We start from the raw sequence: 23,979 nt of genomic DNA on the forward strand, positions 1-23,979 counted from the left end.
TTACAAATGGAAATAAGTTATATGCCTTTTCTTCTTCTGGCGGCAGCGGTATTCCTGCTGATCCTGTTCTTCTACTACGTGCCTTTCCTGTTGTGGATCTCGGCCAAAGTATCCGGCGTGAACATCTCTCTTTTGCAGTTGTTCCTGATGCGCATCCGTAATGTGCCACCTTCGGTGATTACCCGCGCGATGATCGAAGCCCATAAAGCAGGGCTGAAGATGCTTACCCGTGATGAACTGGAAGCCCACTACCTGGCCGGTGGCCATGTGGAACGGGTGGTGCATGCACTTGTTTCCGCTTCGAAAGCGAATATCGACCTGACCTTCCAGATGGCTACGGCGATCGACCTGGCCGGCCGTGATGTGTTCGAAGCCGTTCAGATGTCGGTAAATCCGAAAGTGATCGATACGCCTCCCGTGACTGCCGTTTCGAAGAACGGTATCCAGCTGATCGCCAAAGCGCGTGTGACCGTACGGGCGAATATCCGCCAGTTGGTCGGGGGAGCCGGCGAAGAAACCATCCTGGCCCGCGTCGGCGAAGGGATTGTTTCTTCTATCGGATCGGCCGAAAATCATGAGACCGTATTGGAAAACCCGGACTCGATCTCCAAACTGGTACTGCGCAAAGGATTGGATGCCGGAACGGCTTTCGAGATCCTTTCCATTGATATCGCCGATATCGACATAGGTAAAAACATCGGTGCCGTCCTGCAGATGGACCAGGCGCAAGCCGACAAGAACATCGCCCAGGCAAAAGCCGAAGAGCGTCGCGCGATGGCTGTTGCCATGGAGCAAGAGATGAAAGCCAAGGCACAGGAAGCCCGCGCCAAGGTGATCGAAGCCGAAGCGGAGATCCCCAAAGCGATGGCCGAAGCCTTCCGTACGGGCAACCTGGGTATCATGGATTACTACCGCATGAAGAATATCGAAGCCGATACGGATATGCGCGAATCGATCGCCAAGCCGACGACAGGCACGCAGTCGAAACCTTTATCTAAATAAAGAAACGATGCGTACGATCCCCGCTTCTGAAATGCCGGTCAATGCAGATGGCAGTGCATTCCATCTGCATCTGAAACCGGAAAACCTTTCCGACCGGATCATTCTTGTTGGTGATCCGGCCCGGGTGACTGCGATTGCCTCCTACTTCGATACCGTCGAATGTGATGTGTCAAGCCGGGAGTTCCACACGATCACCGGGAACTACAAAGGCAAACGCATCACGGTCGTCTCGCACGGTATCGGCGGAGACAATATCGATATCGTCCTGACCGAACTGGATGCCTTAGCCAATATCGACTTTGAAACGCGGACGATCCGTCCGGAGTTCCGCCAACTGACGCTGGTGCGTATCGGCACCTCCGGTGGCCTGCAGCCCACCGTGCCTATCGGCACCTATGTCGCTGCCGAACGGGCGATCGGATTCGATGGCGTGATCTATTTCTATGGCGAGAACGAGGATGTGCGGGATATGGACTTCGAAACAGCCCTTTGCCACCAGCTCAATTGGTCGATCGAAGGCCTTTCGCCCTATGTTATTCCTGCCGACCCTGAGCTGACCGAGCAGATCACCCGGTCGGATATCATCCGGGGCTGTACGATCGCGACCAACGGATTTTATGGTGCCCAGGGGCGTTTCCTGCGTCTCCCCCTGGCCGATCCCGAATTGAACCGCAAAATCGAAGCCTTCCAATACGACGGCTGCCGGATCACGAACTTCGAGATGGAAAGTGCCGCCCTGGCCGGACTGTCCGCCCTGATGGGACACCGCGCCCTGACGGTCTGCTGCATTATCGCCGGTCGCGTAGCCAAAGAGATGAACACCAACTACAAAGACAGCCTGACCGGGCTGATCGAAACGGTGTTGGAAAGAATATAAGAGAATGAAGAATGAGCACTCCTCATTCTTCATTTTATTTATATCTTTGCAGCCTAAAAACGTCATACTAAACGAATCACTGAAAAGATTTTATCGGACATGAAAAAGTTCCTTTACATTATTATTAGCCTCACCCTATGGACCGTAGCGGCGCAGGCGCAGATATTCGAAGCCGTCACGTGGAAAATCAACCTCGAAGATAACGGCACAGTGGAAAAAGCAATTGTATTCACGGCGACCTGCGAACCGGGTTGGCACCTCTACGACATGAACCTGCCCGAAGGCGGGCCCGTCTCCACCTCATTCACCTTCGAGACCGTAAACGGTGCCGAACTGATCGGCACACCGACCGCTTCGGTCGAACCCATATCCGTGTACGACGAACAGTTCGCCATGAACCTGCGCTGGTTTGGCGGAACGGTCAGCTTCCGGCAGGCGTTCAAGGTGACCGACGCCAATGCCTTCAAGATCGCTGGTGAATTGGAGTATATGGCTTGCAACGACGAGACCTGTACCCCACCCGACCGGATCGAATTTGATTTCGGCGATGCTCCGGCCGCCAGCCAACCGGTCGATATCCAACCGCTGACCTTGGCTACGCCACCCGCTGCAGCGACAGGGCTGACCGACAACCGTGTGCTCTGGGAACCGGTGATCGACGAGATGAAAGCTTATGGCGATGCGGTAGTCTCCGCTGCCGATACGTCCTGGATCTTTATTCTTTTGGCAGGATTTGTCGGCGGACTGATTGCCCTGTTGACACCCTGCGTATGGCCGATGATTCCCATGACGGTCAGCTTCTTCCTCAAACGGACGAAAGACCGCAAAAAAGCGATCCGCGATGCGCTGACCTACGGCGTTTCGATCATTGTGATCTACCTGGTGATGGGACTATTGATCACCGGTATCTTCGGTGCCAGCGCCCTGAACGACCTGTCGACCAATGCGGTCTTCAATATATTGTTCTGCTTGTTATTGGTTGTTTTTGCCATCTCGTTCTTCGGCGCCTTCGAAATGGTATTGCCGGCATCGTGGACGAACAAGCTGGATGAGAAAGCGGACTCGACGACCGGTCTGTTGAGCATATTCTTTATGGCTTTCACCCTGGTACTGGTTTCTTTCTCCTGTACCGGACCGATTATTGGCACGTTACTGGTGCAGGCGGCTTCTATGGGCTCGTTGTTTGGCCCGGCGATCGGTATGTTCGGCTTCGCTCTGGCATTGGCTATTCCTTTCAGTGTCTTTGCGATCTTCCCGAATATGCTTCAGAACATGCCCAAATCCGGTGGATGGTTGAATTCCGTGAAGGTGGTACTGGGATTCCTGGAACTGGCGTTAGCCTTGAAGTTCCTTTCCGTTGCCGACCTGGCGTATGGCTGGCGCATCCTCGACCGGGAAGTATTCCTGGTGCTCTGGATTGTGATCTTTGCGCTCTTGGGCTTCTACCTGATCGGCAAGATCAAGTTCAGCCACGATAGCGACCTGAAGTTTGTCAGCGTACCCCGCCTGTTTATGGCGATCGTCTCTTTTGCTTTTGCCATCTATATGGTTCCGGGACTCTGGGGGGCGCCATTGAAAGCCATCAGTGCTTTTGCTCCTCCGCTCTATACTCAGGATTTCAATCTTTACGACGATGAAGTACATGCCTATTCCGACGACTTCGAATCCGGCATGGCGTATGCCAAACGGATGAATAAACCGGTGATGATCGACTTCTCCGGTTACGGCTGCGTGAACTGCCGGAAGATGGAGAATGCCGTGTGGACCGATCCGAAAGTCAAACAGATACTGGAGAACGACTATGTCCTGATCACCCTGTTTGTGGACGACAAGACCCGCCTGCCGGAAACGATAGAGATCGAAGAATATGGTAAGACGCGGAAATTGAAAACCGTAGGCGACAAATGGAGCTACCTGCAACGCAGTAAGTTTGGGGCGAACGCCCAACCCTTCTACGTCCTGCTCGACAACGAAGGAAAGCCGTTAGGTCCCTCCTATGCCTACAATGAAGATGTATCGAAATACATTCAGTTCTTGCAAGAGGGGCTGAAGCAGTATAAGAAATAAGGGGGTTAAGGACTGTTCTTATGAACTCCTATGAGTTCTTATGAGTTCTTATGAATTCATAGGAACTCATAAGAGCTCATAAGAGCTCATAGGAAGCCCAAAAAACAATGATAAATGACTAACAAAGAAGAACGACTACAAGCCTTCGGCCGCCTATTGGATGTGATGGATGAGCTCCGGGAGAAATGCCCCTGGGACCGCAAACAGACCAACGAAAGCCTGCGCTCCAACACCATCGAAGAAACCTACGAACTCTGCGACGCCCTAATCCGCGACGATAATAACGGGATCAAAGAAGAACTGGGCGACCTCTTATTGCATATTGTATTCTATGCCAAGATCGGGGAAGAGAAAGAAGCATTCGATATCAAAGAGGTGTGTAACGCGATCTGCGACAAGCTGATCTTCCGCCACCCCCATGTGTTCGGCACCGCCGAAGCCAATACCCCGCAGCAGGTCGAACAAAGCTGGGAACAGATCAAACTCAAAGAAAAAGGAGGCAGTAAAACCGTACTGCAAGGCGTACCGGCCGGGCTCCCCTCCATCGTCAAAGCGCACCGGATCCAGGACAAAGCGCGCAATGTCGGCTTCGACTGGGAAGAACGCGAACAGGTATGGGATAAGGTACGGGAAGAGCTGAGCGAACTTCAGACCGAGATCAACCGGATGGAAGACGACCGGATGGAAGACGAATTCGGCGATCTGTTTTTCAGCCTGATCAATGCCGCCCGCCTCTACAAGATCAATCCGGATAATGCGTTGGAACGTACCAACCAGAAATTCATCCGCCGATTCAATTATCTGGAAGCCTATGCCAAGCAGCAGGGACGCTCACTCAAAGAAATGACGCTCGAAGAAATGGACCGGATATGGAATGAAGCCAAAAGAAATGAAAAAGAGCCTCATTCTCATAACTCATAATTCATAATTCATAATTTTTTCTATATATTTATGCCAAATTAGAGAAAATGCAGCAATATACCGAAGATGACATTGTGAAGCAGTTGCGCGATCCGGAAAAACAACGGAGCGCGTTTACGAAGATTGTGAGCATGTATGGCGAAAAGCTCTATTGGCAGATCCGTAAAATGGTTTTGGATCATGATGATGCGAACGATATACTCCAGAACACTTTCCTGAAAGCGTGGACAAACATCGACTACTTTCGGGGAGAGGCCAAGATGTCAACCTGGTTGTATAAGATTGCATTCAATGAATGCATCACATTCCTGAACAAGCAACGTGCCATGAACAATATATCCATGGACGATACGGATGTCTTCCTGTTGGAACGGCTGAAAGGCGATGAGTATTTCGATGGCGAGGAAGCCCAGATGAAATTACAGCAGGCGATTCTCTCCTTACCGGAGAAACAACGCATTGTATTCAACTTGAAATACTTTGATGAAATGAAATACGATGAGATGTCTGACATATTGGGGACCTCCGTCGGAGCCTTGAAAGCCTCTTATCACCATGCGGTAAAAAAAGTCGAGGAGTTTTTAACAAAAGATCTTTAAACCATTTAGAGTTCGTATCGTCTAAGCTACAGTAAAAGTAAGTGTTTATGAAAAAGAGACAATCCAATCTGGAAGAATTCAAGGGAGAGAATCCGTTCAAAGTACCTGAAGGATACTTTGAGAACCTCACGACGCAGATCATGAGTAACCTCCCCGAGCAACCGGCCCGCGAGCCGGCGAAAGTCGTCTCCATGGCCGACCGTATCCGCCCCTGGCTGTATATGGCCGCAGTTTTCGTCGGGCTTCTCCTGTTCTTCAGGGCACTTATCGGCATTACAAATACTGACGAGAGCGGGCAAACCCAAGAGCCGCTTTTGGTACATACCGAAGTGTCTACTGACTTCTACGACGAGGATGAAGAGTATTTAGAATATCTGGAAAATCAGTATGCAAACTATATTTTAGCAGAAGAAATGGCTTTTTCTGAATAAAATGCAAATAACTCGATGGTTTTTATATATATTTTGTAAATAAACTTGTATGGATAAAATATTTTTTATTACATTTGTCGCGGTTTCAATGTTAATCTCTTTAGGCGCGAACGCCCAGGAAAACAAAAGGGAGAGAAATTTTGACCGGGAAGCCTTCGAAGCAAAACGAAACGCTTTCATTACCGCGGAGATCGGATTAACCCCTGAAGAAGCGGCCGAATTTATTCCTCTGTGTGATGAGTTACGACGCAAAAGGTTTGAAATAGGCAGAGAATGTCGTAGTCTATCCAGAGAAGTAAACAGAAAAGAAAATCCGACAGCGGAAGAATACACCAAGGCAATTGACACCTGTCTGGAGGTAAGCATCAGAGAAGCCGAGTTGGATAAAGAGTATTATGAAAAGTTTAAAAAGATTCTCTCACCGGAGAAACTCTATAAATACAGAGACGCCGAATTCAAATTTGCCCGTCAGTTTATGAGAGGAAATTCCGGACAACATGGGAACAGCGGAAGACCGCAAGGTAACCCGGAGAATCAAAAGAAGAAATAAAGAAATTATCATTATTTGTGTTTTTTGTTTAGATTTAGTTTTGGCGTTTAAGTTAAGGGAGGGGTGGCGACGTGATGTCGGTTCCCCTTTGATTTTTTTAGCCCCTCGCATTTCCGCTCCCAATCCTATCCTTTCTTTTGTCCTTCCAGAATAACTTTCTGACCATCGGCCAAGAGGGTGGCAAATAGGTAGACATCGCCGCCTTCCCGGATACCGGTTCGCCGACGCAGTTCTTCCACCGTCAGAGGGAAGTTGCGGACGGTGATATTTGCTTTGGGGTATCGGCGGGATAGGGTTTTAAGGGTTTTATGCTGAAAAGGGATTACTTCCCGGATCTCGAAAGTCCGTCCCGGGAAATCATCGATCAAGCGGTCGGAAGTGTACAAATGGCTATGCATGCCCAACTTTTCCATATCATACTGAACGGCAATGCTTTTAAAGGCGCCCGCTTTCATCACGGAAGCATTCGGTTCATACAGATACGTCCGCAAGGTATTTGCATAGACGGGTTGGGCACCTTGTTCTTCCTCGCGCATAAACCGGAAGGTACGCTCCTCGCCCACCGCATTGAAATCCATACAAGAAACCGGAACGGCCGCGGTTTGCGGCTCGCGTTCGATCACAAAAAGCAATTCTTTGCATTCGTTCCTGACCGACAAGACATGAACGGCTGCGGTTTGAGGTAATAACTTCAAAGTATGGTCGATATCCGCCATCGGCGAGATCTTGGCAATCACTTGGGGTGCCTTCTTCAACAGGTCCGGAAGAAGCGTTAACAGATCCGGTTCGCAATCTTCCAATGCGAACAATCGCTTATTGGATTCCCCCCGGCGCGCCGGATCGATATAAAAGACATCCGGATCGGGCAAAGCGGCAATCATTTCCGTAGTATCCCCTTGCCGAACCTGAATATTCCGGGCTCCCAATACTGCCATATTATGCCGAGCCGCTTCCGCATAGTTTTCAAACCGTTCGATATAGAGAACTTCTTTTGCTTTTTGGGAAAAAGAATGGCTATCGACTCCTAATCCTCCGGTCAGATCACAAACAAGATCCTCTGCATTTACCAACCTTTGCTTATAACGTGCCGTCTGCTCCGACGAACATTGTTCGGCCGCCAACCGGGAAGGATAGATCAGATCTTCAAACGCATACCACGAAGGCAATTTATCGCGAATCTGTCGGCGAGCCGCGATCTGATCGACCACAAAAGGCATATCTACCTCCGGATAACGCGATGCGCTCAGCAGTAACCGGGAAAGATCATCTCCGCCATGCTCCCGTATAAACGCTTTCGTCTGCAAATCTAACTTCATGCCGCAAAGATAGTGAGTTTTTGTAAAGTAATGAATGAACGGTTTTTCACTTCGAACTCTCACGGATATTCAAAGAATACTGTTATATTTGTTCCTTGGTTACAAGACTAAGTAAACAATTAATAACAAGATTAATTCTATTGAATAAATGGGAAAAGTATTAGTTATCGGCGCAGGGGGCGTGAGCACCGTTGCGGTAAAAAAGATGGCAATGAATCCGGATGTTTTCACCGACATTATGATCGCTACTCGAACCAAAAGCAAAGCGGATCAGATTGCTGCAGACATTCCGAATATGAAAGTACAGACGGCTCAGGTCGATGCAGACAATGTAATAGAACTGGTGACTCTTTTCAAAGCGTATGAACCGGATCTGGTTGTCAACCTGGCCCTGCCTTATCAAGACCTGTCCATTATGGACGCCTGTCTGGAATATGGTGTCAGCTACCTCGACACGGCAAACTATGAACCGCTGGATGAAGCCAAATACGAATACAGCTGGCAGTGGGCCTACAAAGACCGTTTCGAGAAAGCGGGCTTGACGGCGATCCTCGGATGCGGATTCGATCCGGGCGTGACCAGTATCTTCACGGCGCATGCAGCCAAGCACCATTTTGATGAGATCCAGTATCTCGATATTGTCGACTGCAACGCAGGAGATCATCACAAAGCCTTTGCCACCAACTTCAATCCGGAAATCAATATCCGGGAGATCACCCAACGCGGCAAATACTTTGAAGACGGACAGTGGAAAGAAACCGACCCGCTGTCTGTTCACCAACCGTTGAACTATCCGAATATCGGTCCGCGCGAATCTTATCTGATGTATCATGAGGAGTTGGAAAGTCTGGTCAAGAACTTCCCGACCATCAAACGCGCCCGTTTCTGGATGACGTTCGGACAAGAATACCTGACGCATCTGCGGGTCATCCAAAACATCGGCATGGATAGCATCAAACCGATTCTGTACAACGGCGTAGAGATCGTACCCATCCAGTTCCTCAAAGCCGTATTGCCCGATCCGGGATCGCTGGGAGAGAACTACGAAGGGGAGACTTCGATCGGTTGCCGCATCCGCGGGATCAGTAAAGACAAAAAGGTCCTGACCTACTACGTTTACAACAACGCCAGCCACCGGGCAGCCTTCGAAGAGACAGGTGCACAGGCGGTCAGCTACACGACCGGCGTGCCGGCCATGATCGGCGCCAAACTTTTCCTGCAGGGCATCTGGAAGAAACCGGGTGTATGGAATACGGAAGAGTTCGATCCGGATCCGTTTATGGCCGAATTGAACGAACAGGGACTGCCCTGGCATGAACAATTTAATATCGATCTGGAACTCTAATGGGTCTATTGAGAAACATTTATTACAGCTTATCTCCTTCCATGCGCTTTGTCGCACGACGGCTTTATTATCTTCCCATAGATACGTATGACAGTATAACGGGAAGACGAAAAGAGATGATCCCTCCTCGCGGGATGATCTTTATAGGAGCAGGCGACTTTGAGAAGCAAGGCTTACACCTTATGGAGCTTTTAAAGAAACACGCCGGATTACGTCCCGACAGCCGTGTATTGGATGTCGGATGCGGCATTGGGCGGTTGGCGGTTGCCTTAACGACTTACCTGGATCGACAAGGATCGTATGAAGGTTTTGATATTGTCAAAAAAGGAATCGACTGGTGCGAGAAGAAGATCAGTAGTAAATACCCCAACTTCCATTTCCTCCATATCGATCTGAAAAATGATTTGTATAATTTAAAGACCGAGAATCAAGCCAGGCACTTCAAGTTTCCTTATGAGAACAACTCTTTCGACTGCATCGTATTGACCTCTGTTTTCACGCACATGATGCCTGAAGATATTCTGAACTATCTCGAACAGATCTCTTCCGTATTGAAAACCGACGGGAAATGCCTGGCTACCTTCTTTTTACTCAATAAAGAAGTCAAAGAAAAAATGGCGGCAAAGCAAACCTTCTTTGATTTCAAACATGCATACGAAGGATACAGCCTGATCGATAAAAGAGTAAAAGAAGCCAATATTGCATTGGAAGAAGAGCTTTTATATACATTCCTGGAAGAAAAAGGGCTAAAAGCGGATGCCATCCATTATGGAGCATGGTCGGCAAACGCTGACGCTTTGGACTTTCAGGATGTGGTTATTCTCTCAAAAAAATAAAAGACTATGAATATAGGAGATAAAGCCCCCGAGATATTAGGGAAAGATCAAAAGGGGAATGAAATAAAACTGAGCGACTTCAAAGGGAAGAAGCTGGCACTCTATTTCTACCCGAAAGACAATACCAGCGGATGTACGGCTGAAGCCTGCAGCCTGCGCGACGGCTATCAGGAACTGAAGAAAGCCGGATATGAAGTGGTCGGTGTGAGCAAAGACAGTGCCCAATCACATCAGAAGTTCATCGATCAACATGAATTGCCTTTCAACCTGATTGCCGATACGGAGACGACCTTACAGCAGCAATTCGGCGTTTGGGCAGAGAAAAGCATGTATGGACGGAAGTATATGGGAACCAACCGGACGACCTTTATCATCAACGAAGAGGGCGTGATCGAAAAGATCATCGGTCCCAAAGAAGTGAAAACAAAAGATCATGCGAATCAGATCTTAACTAAGTAATAATTCAGAAAAAAAGACAACAAAATGGCAAAAGAAGAGAAAAATCTGGAACCGCAGGGCGCTAACGCAGACAAACTGAAAGCGCTACGTGCAGCAATGGACAAAATAGAAAAGAGCTACGGCAAAGGATCCATCATGAAAATGGGCGACGAGATCGTCGAACAGGTTGAAGTCATCCCCAGCGGCTCCATCGGGCTCAATGCCGCGCTGGGCGTCGGAGGTTACCCGCGCGGACGGGTGATTGAGATCTACGGACCGGAATCTTCCGGTAAAACCACCTTAGCAATCCACGCGATAGCGGAAGCCCAGAAAGCAGGAGGCATTGCCGCCTTTATCGATGCGGAACATGCTTTCGATCGTTTCTATGCCGCCAAACTGGGCGTGGATATCGACAACCTGTATATCTCCCAGCCCGACAGCGGAGAGCAAGCCCTGGAGATCACCGAGCAATTGATCCGTTCTTCCGCGGTTGACATCGTGGTGATCGACTCTGTTGCCGCTTTGACGCCCAAGGCGGAGCTCGAAGGCGAAATGGGTGAAAGCAAGATGGGGCTGCAAGCCCGATTGATGTCGCAAGCCCTTCGCAAATTGACGGCAGCAATCAACAAGACCAATACGACTTGTATCTTTATCAATCAGTTACGCGATAAGATCGGTGTGATGTTCGGCAATCCCGAAACGACAACCGGTGGTAATGCATTGAAGTTCTACGCATCTGTCCGCTTGGACATTCGCCGGATCTCTTCTTTGAAAGACGGAGATGAGGTGAAAGGGAATCAGGTGCGCGTCAAGGTGGTAAAAAACAAAGTGGCGCCTCCTTTCCGCAAAGCGGAATTCGATATTATGTTTGGCGAAGGCATTTCCCATTCCGGAGAGATTATCGATCTGGGGGTAGACTTGAATATTGTCAAGAAAAGCGGCTCCTGGTTTAGCTATAATGATACCAAGCTGGGGCAAGGCCGTGACGCTGCGAAACAATGTGTAAATGATAATCCGGAATTAGCCGAAGAGATTACCGGATTGATTATGGAAGCACTGAAGAAATGAAGTCTCAATACCGCACACTATGCCTCAACGACAAATCCATCCCGCTCTTCTCGCGCGACTGGTGGTTGGACATGGTGTGCGGTGAGAGCAACTGGGATGTCTTGTGGATAGAAGAGAAAGGGCAGGTGCAGGCCACACTGCCCCTTTACACTCCACACAAAGGGGTTGTATCGATGCCTCCTTTCACGCAGACGATGGGTCCCTGGTTTGCCCCGCTTTCCGAAGACACCAAATACACCTCAGCGCTGACCCAGCGCCAGATTTTGTGCAAAACCTTTGCCGAACAACTAAGAAAATACCCCCATTTCTTTCAATACTTCCATTACGACGTGACCGACTGGCTTCCTTTCTACTGGGAAGGCTACCGGCAGACTACGCGCTACACCTATCTCCTGCCCGACCTCAGCGATCCGAACAAGCTATGGGAAGAGATGAGCGGGCATACCCGCCGGAATATCCTCAAAGCCCGGGAGAAATATGCGATCCGGGTAGAAACTGCTATTCCCGTAGATGATTTTCTGTCCGTCTTCCGGAAAACGTTCAAACGGCAGGGGCTTTCCGTCAAAAACGAGAAGGTCTTGCGGAGAATCATCGCCGGATGCAAAGAAAGAGGACAGGGAGAATTGTGGGGAGGCTACGATCCGGACGGCAATCTCCACGCAGCTATTTTTGTGGTCTGGCAGGAAAGCTCAGCGTATTACCTCGCCGGGGGTGGCGATCCGGCTTACCGCAAGTCCGGCGCCCATAGTTTATTGATGTGGGAAGCCATCCGGTATACGGCGGGAAAGAGCGAACGGTTCGACTTCGAGGGCTCTATGCTGCCCGGCGTCGAGCGTTTCTTCCGGGAGTTCGGAGCCATACAAATGCCTTACTTTACAATAAGCAAAGGGAATCTCAGTTTAATACATAGAGCATGGTTGAAATGTAAACGCCTGCTATGATGAATAAAACTTTAGATTATATTATCCGCTTCTTGCTGGGCGATGATCTCTCGCCCGACTTGTGTGCTACGATTGGATATACCTCCGACCGCAGTTTATTCCATAAATATACAACTGTCATCATTCCTTCCGGTTTCTTCGACGAACAGACGTATGGCACGCCCGCCTCTTTGCCGCCGCTGCCCTTGCATGAGATAGAAGGGATCCCGCTATTGTTCGGGGTGCCCAGGATCGAAAAGATTGGCGACACCTTAGTGACGCACGCCGACCTGATCGCCAGTAGCTATTTCCTGATCAGCCGTTACGAAGAGATGTTAAAGCGAAACAGCCGGGACGAACACGGACGCTTCCCCGGAAACGAGTCGCTTCCTTACCGGGCCGGCTTTATCCATCGTCCCGTCATCGACGAATACCGCCTATTATTGCGCCGCTGGCTCAGGGAAACCAACCGGAATATCCCCGAGATTCCCAAAGGTATTCGGAAGATCAACCTGACGCATGATATCGATGCCCCTTTCCTCTACCGTTCCTGGAAAGGTCTGGTGCGCCATTTCCGGGACAACCGGAGTCTGACCGGAGCCATTCGGGCTAAATTCGGTCCGTTGGAGAACGATCCTTTTTATACCTTTCCTTTCCTGTTCGAACAAAACAACGCACTGACCTCCATCAGCGACAACGCAAAGGCACAAGCTTTCTATTTTCTGAAAGCCGGCGGAAGCAGTCCGCAGGATAAACCCCATTACAACCTGAAAAGCCGGGATATGCAATCCCTGTTGGATGCCATCAAAAGACAAAACGGGACGATCGGCCTGCACAGCAGTTACCAGGCCGGACGAGAACCACACTATATTCTTCGGGAAAAGAAACGATTGGAACGTGCTGTCGGTCATCCGATCACCTGCAACCGGCATCATTTCCTGGCCTTGCGCCAACCGGAAGACATCGAATCGCTGGAAGCCGCTAAGATCACCGACGATTACACGATGGGGTACGCCGATATCGCCGGTTTCCGCTTGGGCACCTCCTACCCCGTACAGGCCATCAATCCAGTCACCCGACGATTATCGCCACTGACCCTGCATCCGCTGATCCTTATGGATTGTACGCTCGACGATCCGAAATATATGGCTTTAGGCGACGAAGAAGCAACGATCTATTGTCTCGAACTGTTCGAGCAGATCCGACAGGTCGGAGGAGAGGTCACCTTATTGTGGCACAACACCTCATTGATCGAAAAGCCCGAAAGCTATCAGCGAAAGCTTTACACCCTCTTGTTAAACGAACTCATACGCGAATGAAAATAATTACGATAGTAGGAGCCCGCCCCCAATTTGTCAAAGCGGCTATGGTCAGCCGTGCGATACAACAATATAATTCGGAAGGGAAACATCCCTTTATCGAAGAACAGCTGCTTCATACCGGCCAGCATTACGACGCCAATATGAGCGATATCTTCTTTCAGGAAATGGGAATCGCCCAACCAACCTGGCAGCTCAACTGCGGCAACGGCACCCATGGCGAGATGACCGGGCAGATGCTTATCGCGATCGAGAAGATCCTGATGGAGACCTGCCCCGACTACGTCCTGGTCTTCGGCGATACCAATTCGACCCTGGCCGGAGCGCTCGCCGCCGCCAAACTACATATCCCGGTAGTGCACATCGAAGCCGGCCTGCGCAGCTTCAACCGCCGGATGCCGGAAGAGATCAACCGGGTATTGACCGATCATATCTCTACCTTGCTCTGTTGTCCCACCTTTGCCGCGATCCGCCACCTGGAACAGGAAGGCATACACAAAGGGGTACACCATGTGGGCGATGTCATGTACGACGCGGCCCTCCTTTTCGCCGATATAGCCAACAGCTCTTCCACGATCCTCGATCGCCTGCAACTCAATAGCAAGTCTTTTCATCTCTGCACGGTGCACCGCGCCGAAAATACAGACCAGCCGGAACGGTTGGGCTCCATCGTGGAAGCCCTCAAAGGTATCGGACAGACGGATCGCCCGGTGGTGATCCCTCTACATCCCCGCACCCGGTCGTGTCTGGAGCAATACGGATGGATGGCTTCCCTTGAAGCCCATCCCGGCATTCTCCTGACCGCTCCCCTGTCGTTCCTCGACATGGTGATGCTCGAGAAGCATGCGGCAACGATCCTGACCGATTCCGGAGGGGTACAGAAAGAAGCCTATTTCCACCGCACTCCTTGCATCACCTTGCGCGAAGAAACGGAGTGGGTGGAAACGATCAAGTCGGGTTGGAACCAGGTAGCGGGTTATCAAACCGAGGATATCCTTTTTTGTATGAATAATATACCGGAAGACAGAGAAGAGATCCTGGAATATGGAAGCGGTGATGCCGCCGGTGCAATCATTCGGTTGTTATGAAGAAAGTATTGATTTTGTGCGACCTGTTCCCTCCGGCTTTCGGGCCACGTATGGGTTATTTGTGTAAGTACCTCCGGGTGTTTGGTTGGGAGCCGACCGTGCTCACGGAGACGGTGGAAGACGAACACGCCTTTCATTTCCTGACTAACCTCTGCCGGGTGGAACAGGTGAACTTCTACACGGCAAGAAAAGAGAAAGCCCGTCGGAGACAATGGTTTTTCACCATGCTGCGCGACTTCCTGTCGGGCTACAAAGACCGGAAGATGTATAAAGCCGCCCTGCGGATCTGCCGGGAAGAATCGTTCGACCTCGTCTTGTGCAGCAGCTTCAACACCTTTCCCCTCGCTGCCGCCCGGAAGATCGCGAACCGGCTGAAGGTGCCCTTGGTTGTCGACCTGCGCGATATTGTGGAGCAATATGCCGGCGAAGAGTTCCTCTCGGACATGGCGCCCAAAGGAGGGATCGGACGGATGTGCACCCCGCTCTTCCTCAAGAAGCGACTTCGCGTGCGCAACAGGGTATTGAAAAAGGCGCAAGGCGTAACCACCATCTCACCCTGGCACGTGCAGATGCTAAAGCGGTACAATCCGAACGTCGAACTGATCTACAATGGCTTCGATCCGGAGTTGTTCTACCCGGAGACGACACCGACCCGCCACTTTATCATCACCTATACCGGCCGCCTGCTCAGCCCCGCCCTGCGCGACCCGTCGCTCTTCCTGGAAGCGCTGTCGATCCTGATCAAAGAGAAAGTGATCTACCCGCCCGATTGCCAGGTGCATTGGTATGTCGACGAAGCTTCGTGGAAGATCATTACCGGTGAAGCAGAGAAGCAGAATGTCTTATCATATATGAACTTCAAAGGCTATGTCTCCGGAGCGAAAATCCCGCATATCCTGAACAATAGCTCCATCCTGTTATTATTGACCAACAAAGCGACGGGCAACGGCCCGAAAGGCACGATGACCACCAAGTTCTTCGAATCGCTGGCCGTGGAGAAGCCGATCCTATGCGTCCGCAGTGATGAAAGCTACCTGGCAGAAGCTTTAGAGGAGTCGCACGCCGGACTGGCAGCCACCCATGTGGAAGAGGTATGCGAATTCCTGAAACACCATTACAAAGCCTGGAAAATAAACGGTTATACCCATTCTTCGGTCGACAAAGAGGTAGTGCAACGCTATTCGCGCAAGGAACAGGCCGGACAGTTCGCCACGCTCTTCGACCGGTTGACCGATAAACCCGAAAACAAAGCGGAACCCCATGCATAAATCGATCCATATCATCTCGTTCAACGTGCCTTCCCCGCCAAACTACGGCGGCATTATCGATGTGTACTACAAACTGAAAGCCCTGCATGCGGCAGGCGTGCAGATCATTCTCCACTGTTTCGACTATGGTCGCGGAGAGGCGCCCGAACTGGAGGCGTTCTGCGTGAAAGTGTATTACTACAAACGGAAGACAGGCCTATGGACAAATCTCTCCCTCCTGCCCTATAATGTGTATAGCCGGAAAGATCCCGCGTTGATAAGCAACCTGTTGCAAAACGACTACCCCATCCTTTTCGAAGCCCTGCATACCTGTTACTACCTGGACGACGAGCGGCTCAAAAACCGCTTGAAGATCTACCGGGAGAGCAATATCGAGCACGATTACTACTACCACCTGTCGAAAGCCAGCCGCGGATGGATCAAAAAAACGTTTCTCCGCGTCGAAGCCTGGCGCTACCACCGGTACGAAAAGGTACTGCGTCATGCCGACCGGATGCTGGTCGTTTCGACTGCCGATACCGACTACCTGAAAAAGCAGTTCCCCGAGGTCGAAGTGGAGTATATGCCCAGTTTCCACGCCAACGACCGGGTGACGATCGAACCCGGGCAATCCGATTTCATCCTCTATCACGGTAACCTCTCCGTTGTCGAGAATGAATTTGCGGCGCTTTACCTCATCCGCGAGGTATTCAGCAAGTTGCCGCACCGGTGCGTCATCGCCGGCATGAACCCTTCGCGCCATCTGCGCGAAGCCGCCGCGCCCTATGCCCATATCGAGATCAAAGCCAACCCCGACCAGGACGAGATGGACTACCTGGTGCGCAACGCCCAGATCCAAACACTGATCACCTTCCAGGATACCGGCCTCAAACTCAAGCTACTGAACAGCCTCTTCAGCGGCCGCCACGTATTGGTCAACTCCCTGATGCTCACCGGCAGCGGCCTCGACGACTTATGCACCATCGCCAACACACCCGGGGAGATGATCCTCGCCTGTGAGCAATTGATGCAAATGCCCATGAACACCGCACGAATCGCCGAGCGGGAGCAACTGCTTTTCCCCAACTATTCGAACCGACATCAGGCAGAGCGCTTGAAAGATTTACTGTAAATAGATACATCGTTCTGGAAACGAAAAAAAGGCCGGCAGCCTTTTGAAAAAGGCCGGCGGCCTTTTGGAAAACTCCGGCGGCCTTTTTGAAAAGGCTGCCGGCCTTTTTTTACAACGTAGGTAGGAGGATTTGTATATAGTTTCTTTTCAGGTCTTCAGGCTTGAGAATCAGATCGTTCCACTGCAAGAGATCAATATCGATGGGAATCAGGCCACCGGACTTATCTTCGGGTCGGCGGCCGATCTCTTTTTCTATGGTTTTCAAACGCGCCACGATCTCTTCGGCGGCGAGCGGCGTATAAGCCAGTGCGAGTTGATTCAAAAAAGGAGCCGAACCGGCCAAGCTACCATAAGGAGCTGTTTCGAGCCGTTCGGAGAAAAGAATAGAGTCGAACGCCCGGTTCAAAAGCGTCATCGCCCGGTCCATATTCCGTTCCTTATCGCTATTGGAGCCGAAAGAAAGAACAATGCGATTCTCTCCCATTAATCCTTAACATTAATCATTATTTCCGAAGTTCCTTCTGCGCATGGCTTCGAAGGTAAGGATAGCTACTGAGGTGGTGACATTCAACGAATCGATCACTCCACCCATCGGGATCTTGATGCGCCGGTCGGCACCCGTAATCCACTTCTCGGTCAGCCCGGTGGCTTCCGTGCCGAAGACCAAAGCGATGCGTCCCGAGAGATCGGTCTCATGATAGAACTCCGACGCTTGAAGTTCGGCGGCAAAGCTGCGGACAGCATTTCGTTTCAACCAGGCATACGTATCTTCGAAAGAGGCCTGCACCACGTCGACCGTAAAGACACAGCCCAGGCTCGAACGGATGGCGTTCGGATTGTAGATATCCGTATGCGGATCGCTGATAATCAAACCGTCGACCTTCGCCGCATCGGCCACCCGGCAGATCGCACCCAGGTTGCCGGGTTTCTCTACCGCCTCCAGAATGATATAAACAGATTGTTCGTTCACCGGCAGGTCGGCCAATTGTTTCGAAGGCTCGGTAGCCAGCACCACTACCCCGCCGGTCGTCTCCCGGTAAGAGATTTTGGAGAAGGCTGCTTCGGAGACTTCGAAGATTTCCGCCCGCTCCCATGCCGCACCAATCAGTGTTCGGGCTTCTTCCAAAGCAATGATTTGCGGACAATAGAGTATCTTTACAAAAGAAAGCCCGGCACTTACGGCCAGGCTTATCTCTTTTTTTCCTTCGATCACGATCATCCCGGCACGTTTCCGCTCTTTCGCCTTACTTTGCATAAGCGCGATCTCTTTGATCAGCGGATTCTTCGGACTGGAAATAGGGGTGATCATCGGCTGTTCGGTTTATTTATTTCGCGTAGCTGACGGCACGGGTCTCACGGATGACCGTGATCTTCACCTGGCCCGGATAAGTCATCTCATCCTGGATCTTTTTCGCGATCTCGTTCGACAGGCTTTCCGTATCCTTATCATCGATCTTATCCGCTCCGACGATCACACGCAGTTCGCGGCCAGCCTGGATCGCATACGTCTTGACAACACCCGGATAAGCCAGAGCTAATTGTTCCAGGTCGTTCAAACGTTTGATATAGGCTTCTACAATCTCGCGGCGGGCACCCGGACGGGCTCCGGAGATGGCGTCGCAGACCTGTACGATCGGTGCCAACAGGGTTTGCATCTCTGTTTCGTCGTGGTGAGCACCTACGGCATTGCAGATATCGGGTTTCTCTTTGTATTTCTCGCACAACTTCATACCCAGGATGGCATGTGGCAATTCCGGCTCGTCATCAGGTACCTTACCGATGTCGTGCAACAGACCGGCACGCTTGGCTTTCTTCGGGTTCAAGCCCAGTTCGGAAGCCATCACGGCACAAAGGTTAGCCGTTTCGCGGGCATGCTGCAACAGATTCTGCCCGTAAGAGGAACGGTATTTCATCTTACCGATCAAACGGATCAGTTCCGGGTGCAAACCATGCACACCCATATCGATCGCCGTCCGCTTACCGGTTTCAATAATCTCTTCTTCGACTTGCTTACGCACTTTATTCACCACCTCTTCGATACGCGCCGGATGGATACGTCCGTCTTGTACCAGTTGATGCAATGCCAAACGGGCAATCTCGCGGCGAACGGGGTCAAAGCCGGAAAGAACGATCGCTTCCGGGGTATCATCGACAACGATCTCGATACCGGTAGCCGCTTCCAACGCACGGATATTACGGCCTTCGCGACCAATGATGCGTCCTTTGATTTCATCCGAGTCGATATGGAATACGGTGATCGAATTCTCGATAGCCGTCTCCGTCGCTACCCGTTGGATCGATTGGATCACGATCTTCTTCGCTTCTTTATTGGCAGAGAGCTTCGCCTCTTCGATGATCTCGTTGATATACGAGGCGGCATCGGTCTTGGCTTCGTCTTTCAACGACTCGATCAAACGTTCTTTCGCATCTTCGGCGGAGAGACCGGAGATGGCTTCGAGGTGTTCGACCTCGCGTTGGTGGATCCGATCCAATTCTTGTTTCTTCTTCTCGATCAGTTCAATCTGGTTCGACAGGTTTTCTTTGACCGCTTCCACTTCACTGTTCTTGCGCTGCAGGTCTTCCTGACGCTGATTGATCGTCAATTCCCGTTGTTTCAACTTCGCTTCGACAGACTGTATCTTGGCATTCCGTTGAGAGACCTGTTTCTCCAGGTCCGCTTTCAGATGCAGGAACTTTTCCTTCACTTCGAGCAACTTATTCTTTTTCATTACTTCCGCTTCTTTCTCTGCCTCGGCAAGTATATTTTTATACTTGGATTTGAGTAAGAAACGCATAACCAACCACGCCAGCATCCCTCCTAAGATAAAGGTGACTATTGCTATTATTATAGACATTTCCATTTTACAACAATTAATTTTCAGTTTATATTTAAATAAAAAAAGCACTACCTCTACCATGGGAAACCCATGTAAAGCAGTGCGGAAACCATTCTTTCAAAAAAGAATCTATTTACCTTCCAAATACACTTCCAATTCGCTGGTCAGTTGTTGCAATTTATCCGCGATAGGCGTAACACTATCCTGATCTTTCAGTTGCAGCGTCTGAACTGCGTACTGCAAAGCAACCATGGCTAACAAATCTTTTATCTCGAGCTCGGATTGAGAAAACTTCTGCCGGTATTGAAGGAGCGTTTTTCTTAATTGCTTGGCCGCCTGGCGAACCTGCTCCTCTTCACTCCGCTTAATCCGGAGAGCATACGTTTTATCACCTATTTCTACATGTATAAGAAATTTTTCGTCCATCGCTTCTATTCGTTTAATAGTGCAATGCACTTATCTACTTCCCGCACTAACTTAGACAACCGCGTCCGCGCACTCTTGATGTCCCCTTCATTCATAAAAACAGCTCGAGCCGTCAGCATGTTGTCGCATTTGACATTCAGTTCGTCGATCACCTGTTTCGCCTTATCCAACTCGGTGTCTTTCTCTTCCAACACACGATGCAGTTCGCTAATTTTCCGCTCTTGTTTGTCACACAACGCCATCAAATCACGAACCCGGACTTCAAATACAGCTAACAGTTTATTATGTTCTTCGGTCATTTCCTGCCAAATTCTATACAAAAGTAGAACTTTGAATTGAATAAAGCAATAAACGCCCGGATTATTTTAAAAGCAAGGCCATATCGATAAAACAAAGGCTATTAAAAAACAAAGGCCGTTCAATGGATAGAACAGCCCTCATCTGATTTTTTCGTTCGTCGCTCGATTACACCAAAGCAACGAATAACTCACCTTCAACCTCTTCGAAAGACAGTTTACCTTCTTTTGCCAACCAGCCCAGAGCGGCATACAAATCTTTGTCAGCTTTGATTTTGGTTGCTTTCTTTACTGCTTTTACATTTTGCTTGCCACCTTCGTTCAAAGTATTCCAAACAAGGCCGGCATTTGTTCCGATTAATTCAATCATTTTGCTTAATAAATATGTTTAACAACACAAAAGTAGACATTCTTAAACTTACAAGCAAAGAAAATCATGTTATTTAGCATGTTTGTTGGTTATTTTTTGATTCGATAACAAAATTTATCACTTTATAAAGCTATATTACGCGAACCGTCAGCCGTAAGATAGACAGCTTCCAGAGGATCGGCTAACGCAAATGTCCTTAACAAATTGGCGGCAAAGCGGCCGGTTTCTTCCAGTCCGTCCGGTCCGGAGTAGCCATTAATTATCATTAACAGTTTATGGGTATGTATATCGATCTTCGTGCGCTCTTCGTCGCTGGTCGGCGTCCCCACTCCGCCTACTGCATCGCGGTAGACGGGCAAGCCTTCAATATTCATCAATCCGCGCCCGATCGCTTCGTAGGGTTCGGCTTCGCGTCCGACGCCCAAGACCAGGTCGCCGACAATCTTATCCTGATCGAAACCACCGATCGAATAACCGCTCCGGATAGAGACCCAATTGATCAGATCCACCAATACATCGATTCGATAAAGCGGAAGTTGCCGATGAATGCGCCGGTGTAACGCCTCGGAGGAAGGGCGGTAACGGTTCGGATCCTTGCCCAAAGCTTTATACGCCTGACGGGTTGCCCGGATGGGAGCCCATTTATTCACCTCTTCGATCGCAGAAGTCGATCGGATCTCTTCGGCAAGCCGGTCGATCTGCGCCCACATCTTCGCGTTCGGCTCTGCATTCCGGACCTCTGCCGAAAGCGCCAGTACATGCAAACCCGGACAAATACTCAGTATTTCGTTGGAAAGAGAAATGGAAAGCATTCTTTTAATGGATAATTGATAATGGATAATGGAGAGAGCTCTTCATTGCTTTACGCTTCGCTAAGCGATCTCCGATTCTTAATTCTTAATTCTCAATTCTGTAACACGGCTCCCGTCAGCATTCGCCCGCTTCGTACCCCTTGCCGCCGGGCGGAAAAGAAATCTTCGGGATGGGAATAGGTGGAAAGGCCGGACACTTCGATATGCTCCGCAAATAAACCGGATCGTAAGAGCTGCAAACGGTTCGCTTCCCAGAGGTCGGCATGGGGTTTCCCGGTCAATGGATCTTCTTTGATCACCCGCTCCACTTCCGGTTCGATCCGGCGGAAGGCATCGACCAGCTCATCGCCTACTTCATAATCGGCCAAACCGATAGCCGGACCTATAAAGGCGCGCAACTGCCGCACGTCACAGTCGAAGCGCTCGACCATATACGCAACCGTTTGGGCAGCAATCTGCAAGACCGTGCCCCGCCAGCCGGCATGCACCGCCGCAATCACCTTCTTCTCCGGAGCATACAACAGGAGAGGCACGCAATCCGCCGTAGTCACCGCAATGCAAACATCCGGTTCCCGGGTAATCAAAGCATCCACGCCCTGCAAAGCTGCGCGCTGTTGCTCTTTCGATAAAGCTAAAAAGGAGGAATCGATCAGCCGTATCCGGCTTTCATGGGTTTGGTAAGGCACAAAAAGAGCGTCTTCCGCAATGCACAACGCACGACATAACCGTTTCCGGTTTTCCGCCACGGCTGCCGCCTCATCGCCACAGTATTCGCCGAGATTCAATGAGGCATACTCGCCCTGGCTCACGCCACCGCTACGGGTCGTAACGAAATGAACCAGGCCGTCAGAAGTACTTAATAAAGGAGATTCAAATACTTGTAATGCATTATGGTGTCGGATCCTCTTCATCGTCCCAGTCGTATGCTTCATACTCTTCTTCATCCCAGTCGTCATCGTCTTCTTCCATGACCGGAACAACAAAATCATCGTCGAACTGCAGGGCGTTCACATCGATACTCTTCTGCACAATACGTTCCACCTCGTGGAAGGTTTCCGTATTCAGTTCGCGCCACAAGAGGTCTTTCAAGGCCACCAGCCCCGTCTGCGCCACCGCGGAGATAAAGATATAAGGAATGCCTTCGGGTAATTCTTCCGTCAAGGCATCGATCAACTCATCATCGAGCATATCGCTCTTGGTGATCGCCAGTACGCGACTCTTGGTCAATAGGTCCGGATTGTATTTGACCAGTTCATTGTGCAGGATCTCATATTCCTTCCGGATATCGTCCGAGTCGGCGGGGATCATAAACAACAGGAGCGAGTTGCGCTCGATATGCCTGAGGAAACGAAGCCCCAGCCCTTTGCCTTCGCTGGCACCTTCGATAATACCGGGGATATCGGCCATGACAAACGAGCGGTTGTCGCGGTAGCTGACAATTCCCAGGTTGGGTTCCAGCGTGGTAAACGGATAATTGCCGATCTTCGGTTTGGCTGCCGAAACGACGGAGAGCAAGGTCGATTTCCCGGCATTGGGGAATCCCACAAGACCGACATCGGCCAGAAGCTTGAGCTGCATGATCACGGTCCGTTCCTGTGCCGGCTCGCCGGGTTGCGAATAGCGGGGAGCTTGATTGGTCGAAGTCTTGAAATGCCAGTTGCCCTGTCCGCCTCGTCCGCCTTTGAGCAGCATAACCATCTGCCCGTCTTCGGTCACGTCGCAGATAAACTCACCGGTCTCCGCATCGTAGACCGCCGTACCGCACGGCACGTCGATCACCCGGTCTTCACCGTCCTTGCCCGTGCTGCGCTTGGCACCACCGCCACCGCCATTGGTCGCCATGATATGCCGTTCGTACTTCAGGTGAAGGAGTGTCCAGTAGTTCCGGTTTCCACGCAACCACACATGGCCTCCTCGCCCTCCGTCACCTCCGTCAGGGCCACCTTTGGGAATATATTTCTCCCGGCGGAAATGGGAAGAGCCCCTCCCCCCCTTTCCGGAACGTGTATAGATCTTTACGTAATCTACAAAGTTTGATTCAGCCATTTTCCTAATTGTTAAATTATTAATTGTTAATGATAA

General features: G+C 50.4%; 26 protein-coding genes. 16 read left to right on the plus strand and 10 right to left on the minus strand.

Going from position 1 to position 23,979, the window contains the following annotated elements; genetic code table 11:
- The first annotated feature begins 6 nt into the window (after nucleotides 1-6).
- The 7 genes from floA to M2133_RS11725 all read left to right on the plus strand — a co-directional run bounded on the left by floA (nucleotide 7) and on the right by M2133_RS11725 (nucleotide 6,447).
- Nucleotides 7-1,002, plus strand: coding sequence for a flotillin-like protein FloA (gene floA, locus M2133_RS11695; RefSeq protein ID WP_277466320.1), 996 nt, complete (start codon nucleotides 7-9; stop codon nucleotides 1,000-1,002).
- A gap of 7 nt (nucleotides 1,003-1,009) precedes the next feature.
- Nucleotides 1,010-1,879: a nucleoside phosphorylase gene (locus tag M2133_RS11700; RefSeq protein WP_277466321.1), complete on the plus strand. Its 870-nt coding sequence runs from the start codon at nucleotides 1,010-1,012 to the stop codon at nucleotides 1,877-1,879.
- A gap of 99 nt (nucleotides 1,880-1,978) precedes the next feature.
- Entirely contained in the window at nucleotides 1,979-3,946 is a 1,968-nt protein-coding gene (locus M2133_RS11705; protein ID WP_277466322.1) for a cytochrome c biogenesis protein CcdA, read from the plus strand.
- 114 nt (nucleotides 3,947-4,060) lie between these two features.
- Nucleotides 4,061-4,867: a nucleoside triphosphate pyrophosphohydrolase gene (gene mazG / locus M2133_RS11710; protein WP_277466323.1), complete on the plus strand. Its 807-nt coding sequence runs from the start codon at nucleotides 4,061-4,063 to the stop codon at nucleotides 4,865-4,867.
- Between the two features lie 47 nt (nucleotides 4,868-4,914).
- Nucleotides 4,915-5,466, plus strand: a complete 552-nt coding sequence (locus M2133_RS11715; protein WP_277466324.1) for a sigma-70 family RNA polymerase sigma factor — start codon at nucleotides 4,915-4,917, stop codon at nucleotides 5,464-5,466.
- A gap of 47 nt (nucleotides 5,467-5,513) precedes the next feature.
- On the plus strand, nucleotides 5,514-5,897 hold the full coding sequence (locus tag M2133_RS11720; RefSeq protein WP_277466325.1) for a hypothetical protein: 384 nt from the start codon (nucleotides 5,514-5,516) through the stop codon (nucleotides 5,895-5,897).
- 49 nt (nucleotides 5,898-5,946) lie between these two features.
- On the plus strand, nucleotides 5,947-6,447 hold the full coding sequence (locus tag M2133_RS11725) for a hypothetical protein (RefSeq protein WP_277466326.1): 501 nt from the start codon (nucleotides 5,947-5,949) through the stop codon (nucleotides 6,445-6,447).
- A gap of 125 nt (nucleotides 6,448-6,572) precedes the next feature.
- Here the strand turns inward: M2133_RS11725 and M2133_RS11730 are convergent, their stop codons facing one another.
- Nucleotides 6,573-7,763, minus strand: a complete 1,191-nt coding sequence (locus tag M2133_RS11730) for an SAM-dependent methyltransferase (RefSeq protein ID WP_277466327.1) — start codon at nucleotides 7,761-7,763, stop codon at nucleotides 6,573-6,575.
- Between the two features lie 148 nt (nucleotides 7,764-7,911).
- On the opposite strand from M2133_RS11730, the gene M2133_RS11735 reads away from it, so the two are divergent.
- From M2133_RS11735 to M2133_RS11775, 9 genes are all read left to right on the plus strand, one after another.
- Nucleotides 7,912-9,108: a saccharopine dehydrogenase family protein gene (locus M2133_RS11735; protein WP_277466328.1), complete on the plus strand. Its 1,197-nt coding sequence runs from the start codon at nucleotides 7,912-7,914 to the stop codon at nucleotides 9,106-9,108.
- Between the two features lie 116 nt (nucleotides 9,109-9,224).
- A complete protein-coding gene (locus tag M2133_RS11740) occupies nucleotides 9,225-9,944 on the plus strand; it encodes a class I SAM-dependent methyltransferase (RefSeq protein ID WP_277466329.1) in 720 nt (239 codons plus the stop codon).
- A gap of 6 nt (nucleotides 9,945-9,950) precedes the next feature.
- Nucleotides 9,951-10,403: a thioredoxin-dependent thiol peroxidase gene (bcp, locus tag M2133_RS11745; RefSeq protein WP_277466330.1), complete on the plus strand. Its 453-nt coding sequence runs from the start codon at nucleotides 9,951-9,953 to the stop codon at nucleotides 10,401-10,403.
- Between the two features lie 24 nt (nucleotides 10,404-10,427).
- On the plus strand, nucleotides 10,428-11,450 hold the full coding sequence (gene recA, locus M2133_RS11750; RefSeq protein WP_277466331.1) for a recombinase RecA: 1,023 nt from the start codon (nucleotides 10,428-10,430) through the stop codon (nucleotides 11,448-11,450).
- Nucleotides 11,447-12,391, plus strand: coding sequence for a GNAT family N-acetyltransferase (locus M2133_RS11755; protein WP_277466332.1), 945 nt, complete (start codon nucleotides 11,447-11,449; stop codon nucleotides 12,389-12,391). The genes recA and M2133_RS11755 overlap by 4 nt, the downstream gene beginning before the upstream one ends.
- The gene (locus M2133_RS11760) at nucleotides 12,388-13,689 is read left to right on the plus strand and encodes a polysaccharide deacetylase family protein (protein WP_277466333.1); all 1,302 of its coding nucleotides are present in this window, start codon (nucleotides 12,388-12,390) and stop codon (nucleotides 13,687-13,689) included. Before M2133_RS11755 ends, M2133_RS11760 begins: the two co-directional genes overlap by 4 nt.
- Complete coding sequence (wecB, locus tag M2133_RS11765; protein ID WP_277466334.1) at nucleotides 13,686-14,777, plus strand: UDP-N-acetylglucosamine 2-epimerase (non-hydrolyzing); 1,092 nt, start codon at nucleotides 13,686-13,688, stop codon at nucleotides 14,775-14,777. The genes M2133_RS11760 and wecB overlap by 4 nt, the downstream gene beginning before the upstream one ends.
- A complete protein-coding gene (locus tag M2133_RS11770; RefSeq protein ID WP_277466335.1) occupies nucleotides 14,774-16,045 on the plus strand; it encodes a glycosyltransferase in 1,272 nt (423 codons plus the stop codon). Before wecB ends, M2133_RS11770 begins: the two co-directional genes overlap by 4 nt.
- Complete coding sequence (locus tag M2133_RS11775; RefSeq protein WP_277466336.1) at nucleotides 16,038-17,156, plus strand: glycosyltransferase family 1 protein; 1,119 nt, start codon at nucleotides 16,038-16,040, stop codon at nucleotides 17,154-17,156. Before M2133_RS11770 ends, M2133_RS11775 begins: the two co-directional genes overlap by 8 nt.
- 109 nt (nucleotides 17,157-17,265) lie before the next feature.
- Here M2133_RS11775 and M2133_RS11780 read toward each other — a convergent pair whose 3' ends face one another.
- From M2133_RS11780 to obgE, 9 genes are all read right to left on the minus strand, one after another.
- Entirely contained in the window at nucleotides 17,266-17,640 is a 375-nt protein-coding gene (locus M2133_RS11780; protein WP_277466338.1) for a 2-amino-4-hydroxy-6-hydroxymethyldihydropteridine diphosphokinase, read from the minus strand.
- Between the two features lie 12 nt (nucleotides 17,641-17,652).
- On the minus strand, nucleotides 17,653-18,465 hold the full coding sequence (locus M2133_RS11785) for a TrmH family RNA methyltransferase (protein ID WP_277466339.1): 813 nt from the start codon (nucleotides 18,463-18,465) through the stop codon (nucleotides 17,653-17,655).
- Nucleotides 18,466-18,481: 16 nt separating this feature from the next.
- Nucleotides 18,482-20,017 carry a ribonuclease Y gene (gene rny, locus M2133_RS11790; protein ID WP_277466340.1) on the minus strand — a complete coding sequence of 512 codons (1,536 nt, stop codon included), beginning with the start codon at nucleotides 20,015-20,017 and terminating at the stop codon, nucleotides 18,482-18,484.
- Nucleotides 20,018-20,122: 105 nt separating this feature from the next.
- Nucleotides 20,123-20,419, minus strand: a complete 297-nt coding sequence (locus M2133_RS11795) for a cell division protein ZapA (RefSeq protein ID WP_277466341.1) — start codon at nucleotides 20,417-20,419, stop codon at nucleotides 20,123-20,125.
- Nucleotides 20,420-20,424: 5 nt separating this feature from the next.
- On the minus strand, nucleotides 20,425-20,718 hold the full coding sequence (locus tag M2133_RS11800) for a hypothetical protein (RefSeq protein WP_277466342.1): 294 nt from the start codon (nucleotides 20,716-20,718) through the stop codon (nucleotides 20,425-20,427).
- Between the two features lie 166 nt (nucleotides 20,719-20,884).
- Nucleotides 20,885-21,085 carry a winged helix-turn-helix domain-containing protein gene (locus tag M2133_RS11805; protein WP_277466343.1) on the minus strand — a complete coding sequence of 67 codons (201 nt, stop codon included), beginning with the start codon at nucleotides 21,083-21,085 and terminating at the stop codon, nucleotides 20,885-20,887.
- A gap of 122 nt (nucleotides 21,086-21,207) precedes the next feature.
- Nucleotides 21,208-21,897: a phenylalanine--tRNA ligase beta subunit-related protein gene (locus tag M2133_RS11810; protein ID WP_277466344.1), complete on the minus strand. Its 690-nt coding sequence runs from the start codon at nucleotides 21,895-21,897 to the stop codon at nucleotides 21,208-21,210.
- A 92-nt stretch (nucleotides 21,898-21,989) separates the two neighbouring features.
- Entirely contained in the window at nucleotides 21,990-22,808 is an 819-nt protein-coding gene (gene pgeF, locus M2133_RS11815) for a peptidoglycan editing factor PgeF (RefSeq protein WP_277466345.1), read from the minus strand.
- Nucleotides 22,786-23,943, minus strand: a complete 1,158-nt coding sequence (gene obgE / locus M2133_RS11820) for a GTPase ObgE (protein WP_277466346.1) — start codon at nucleotides 23,941-23,943, stop codon at nucleotides 22,786-22,788. Before obgE ends, pgeF begins: the two co-directional genes overlap by 23 nt.
- Nucleotides 23,944-23,979: the final 36 nt, after the last annotated feature.

The sequence above is a fragment of the Parabacteroides sp. PF5-6 genome, assembly GCF_029504695.1.
Classification (GTDB): domain Bacteria; phylum Bacteroidota; class Bacteroidia; order Bacteroidales; family Tannerellaceae; genus QVMG01.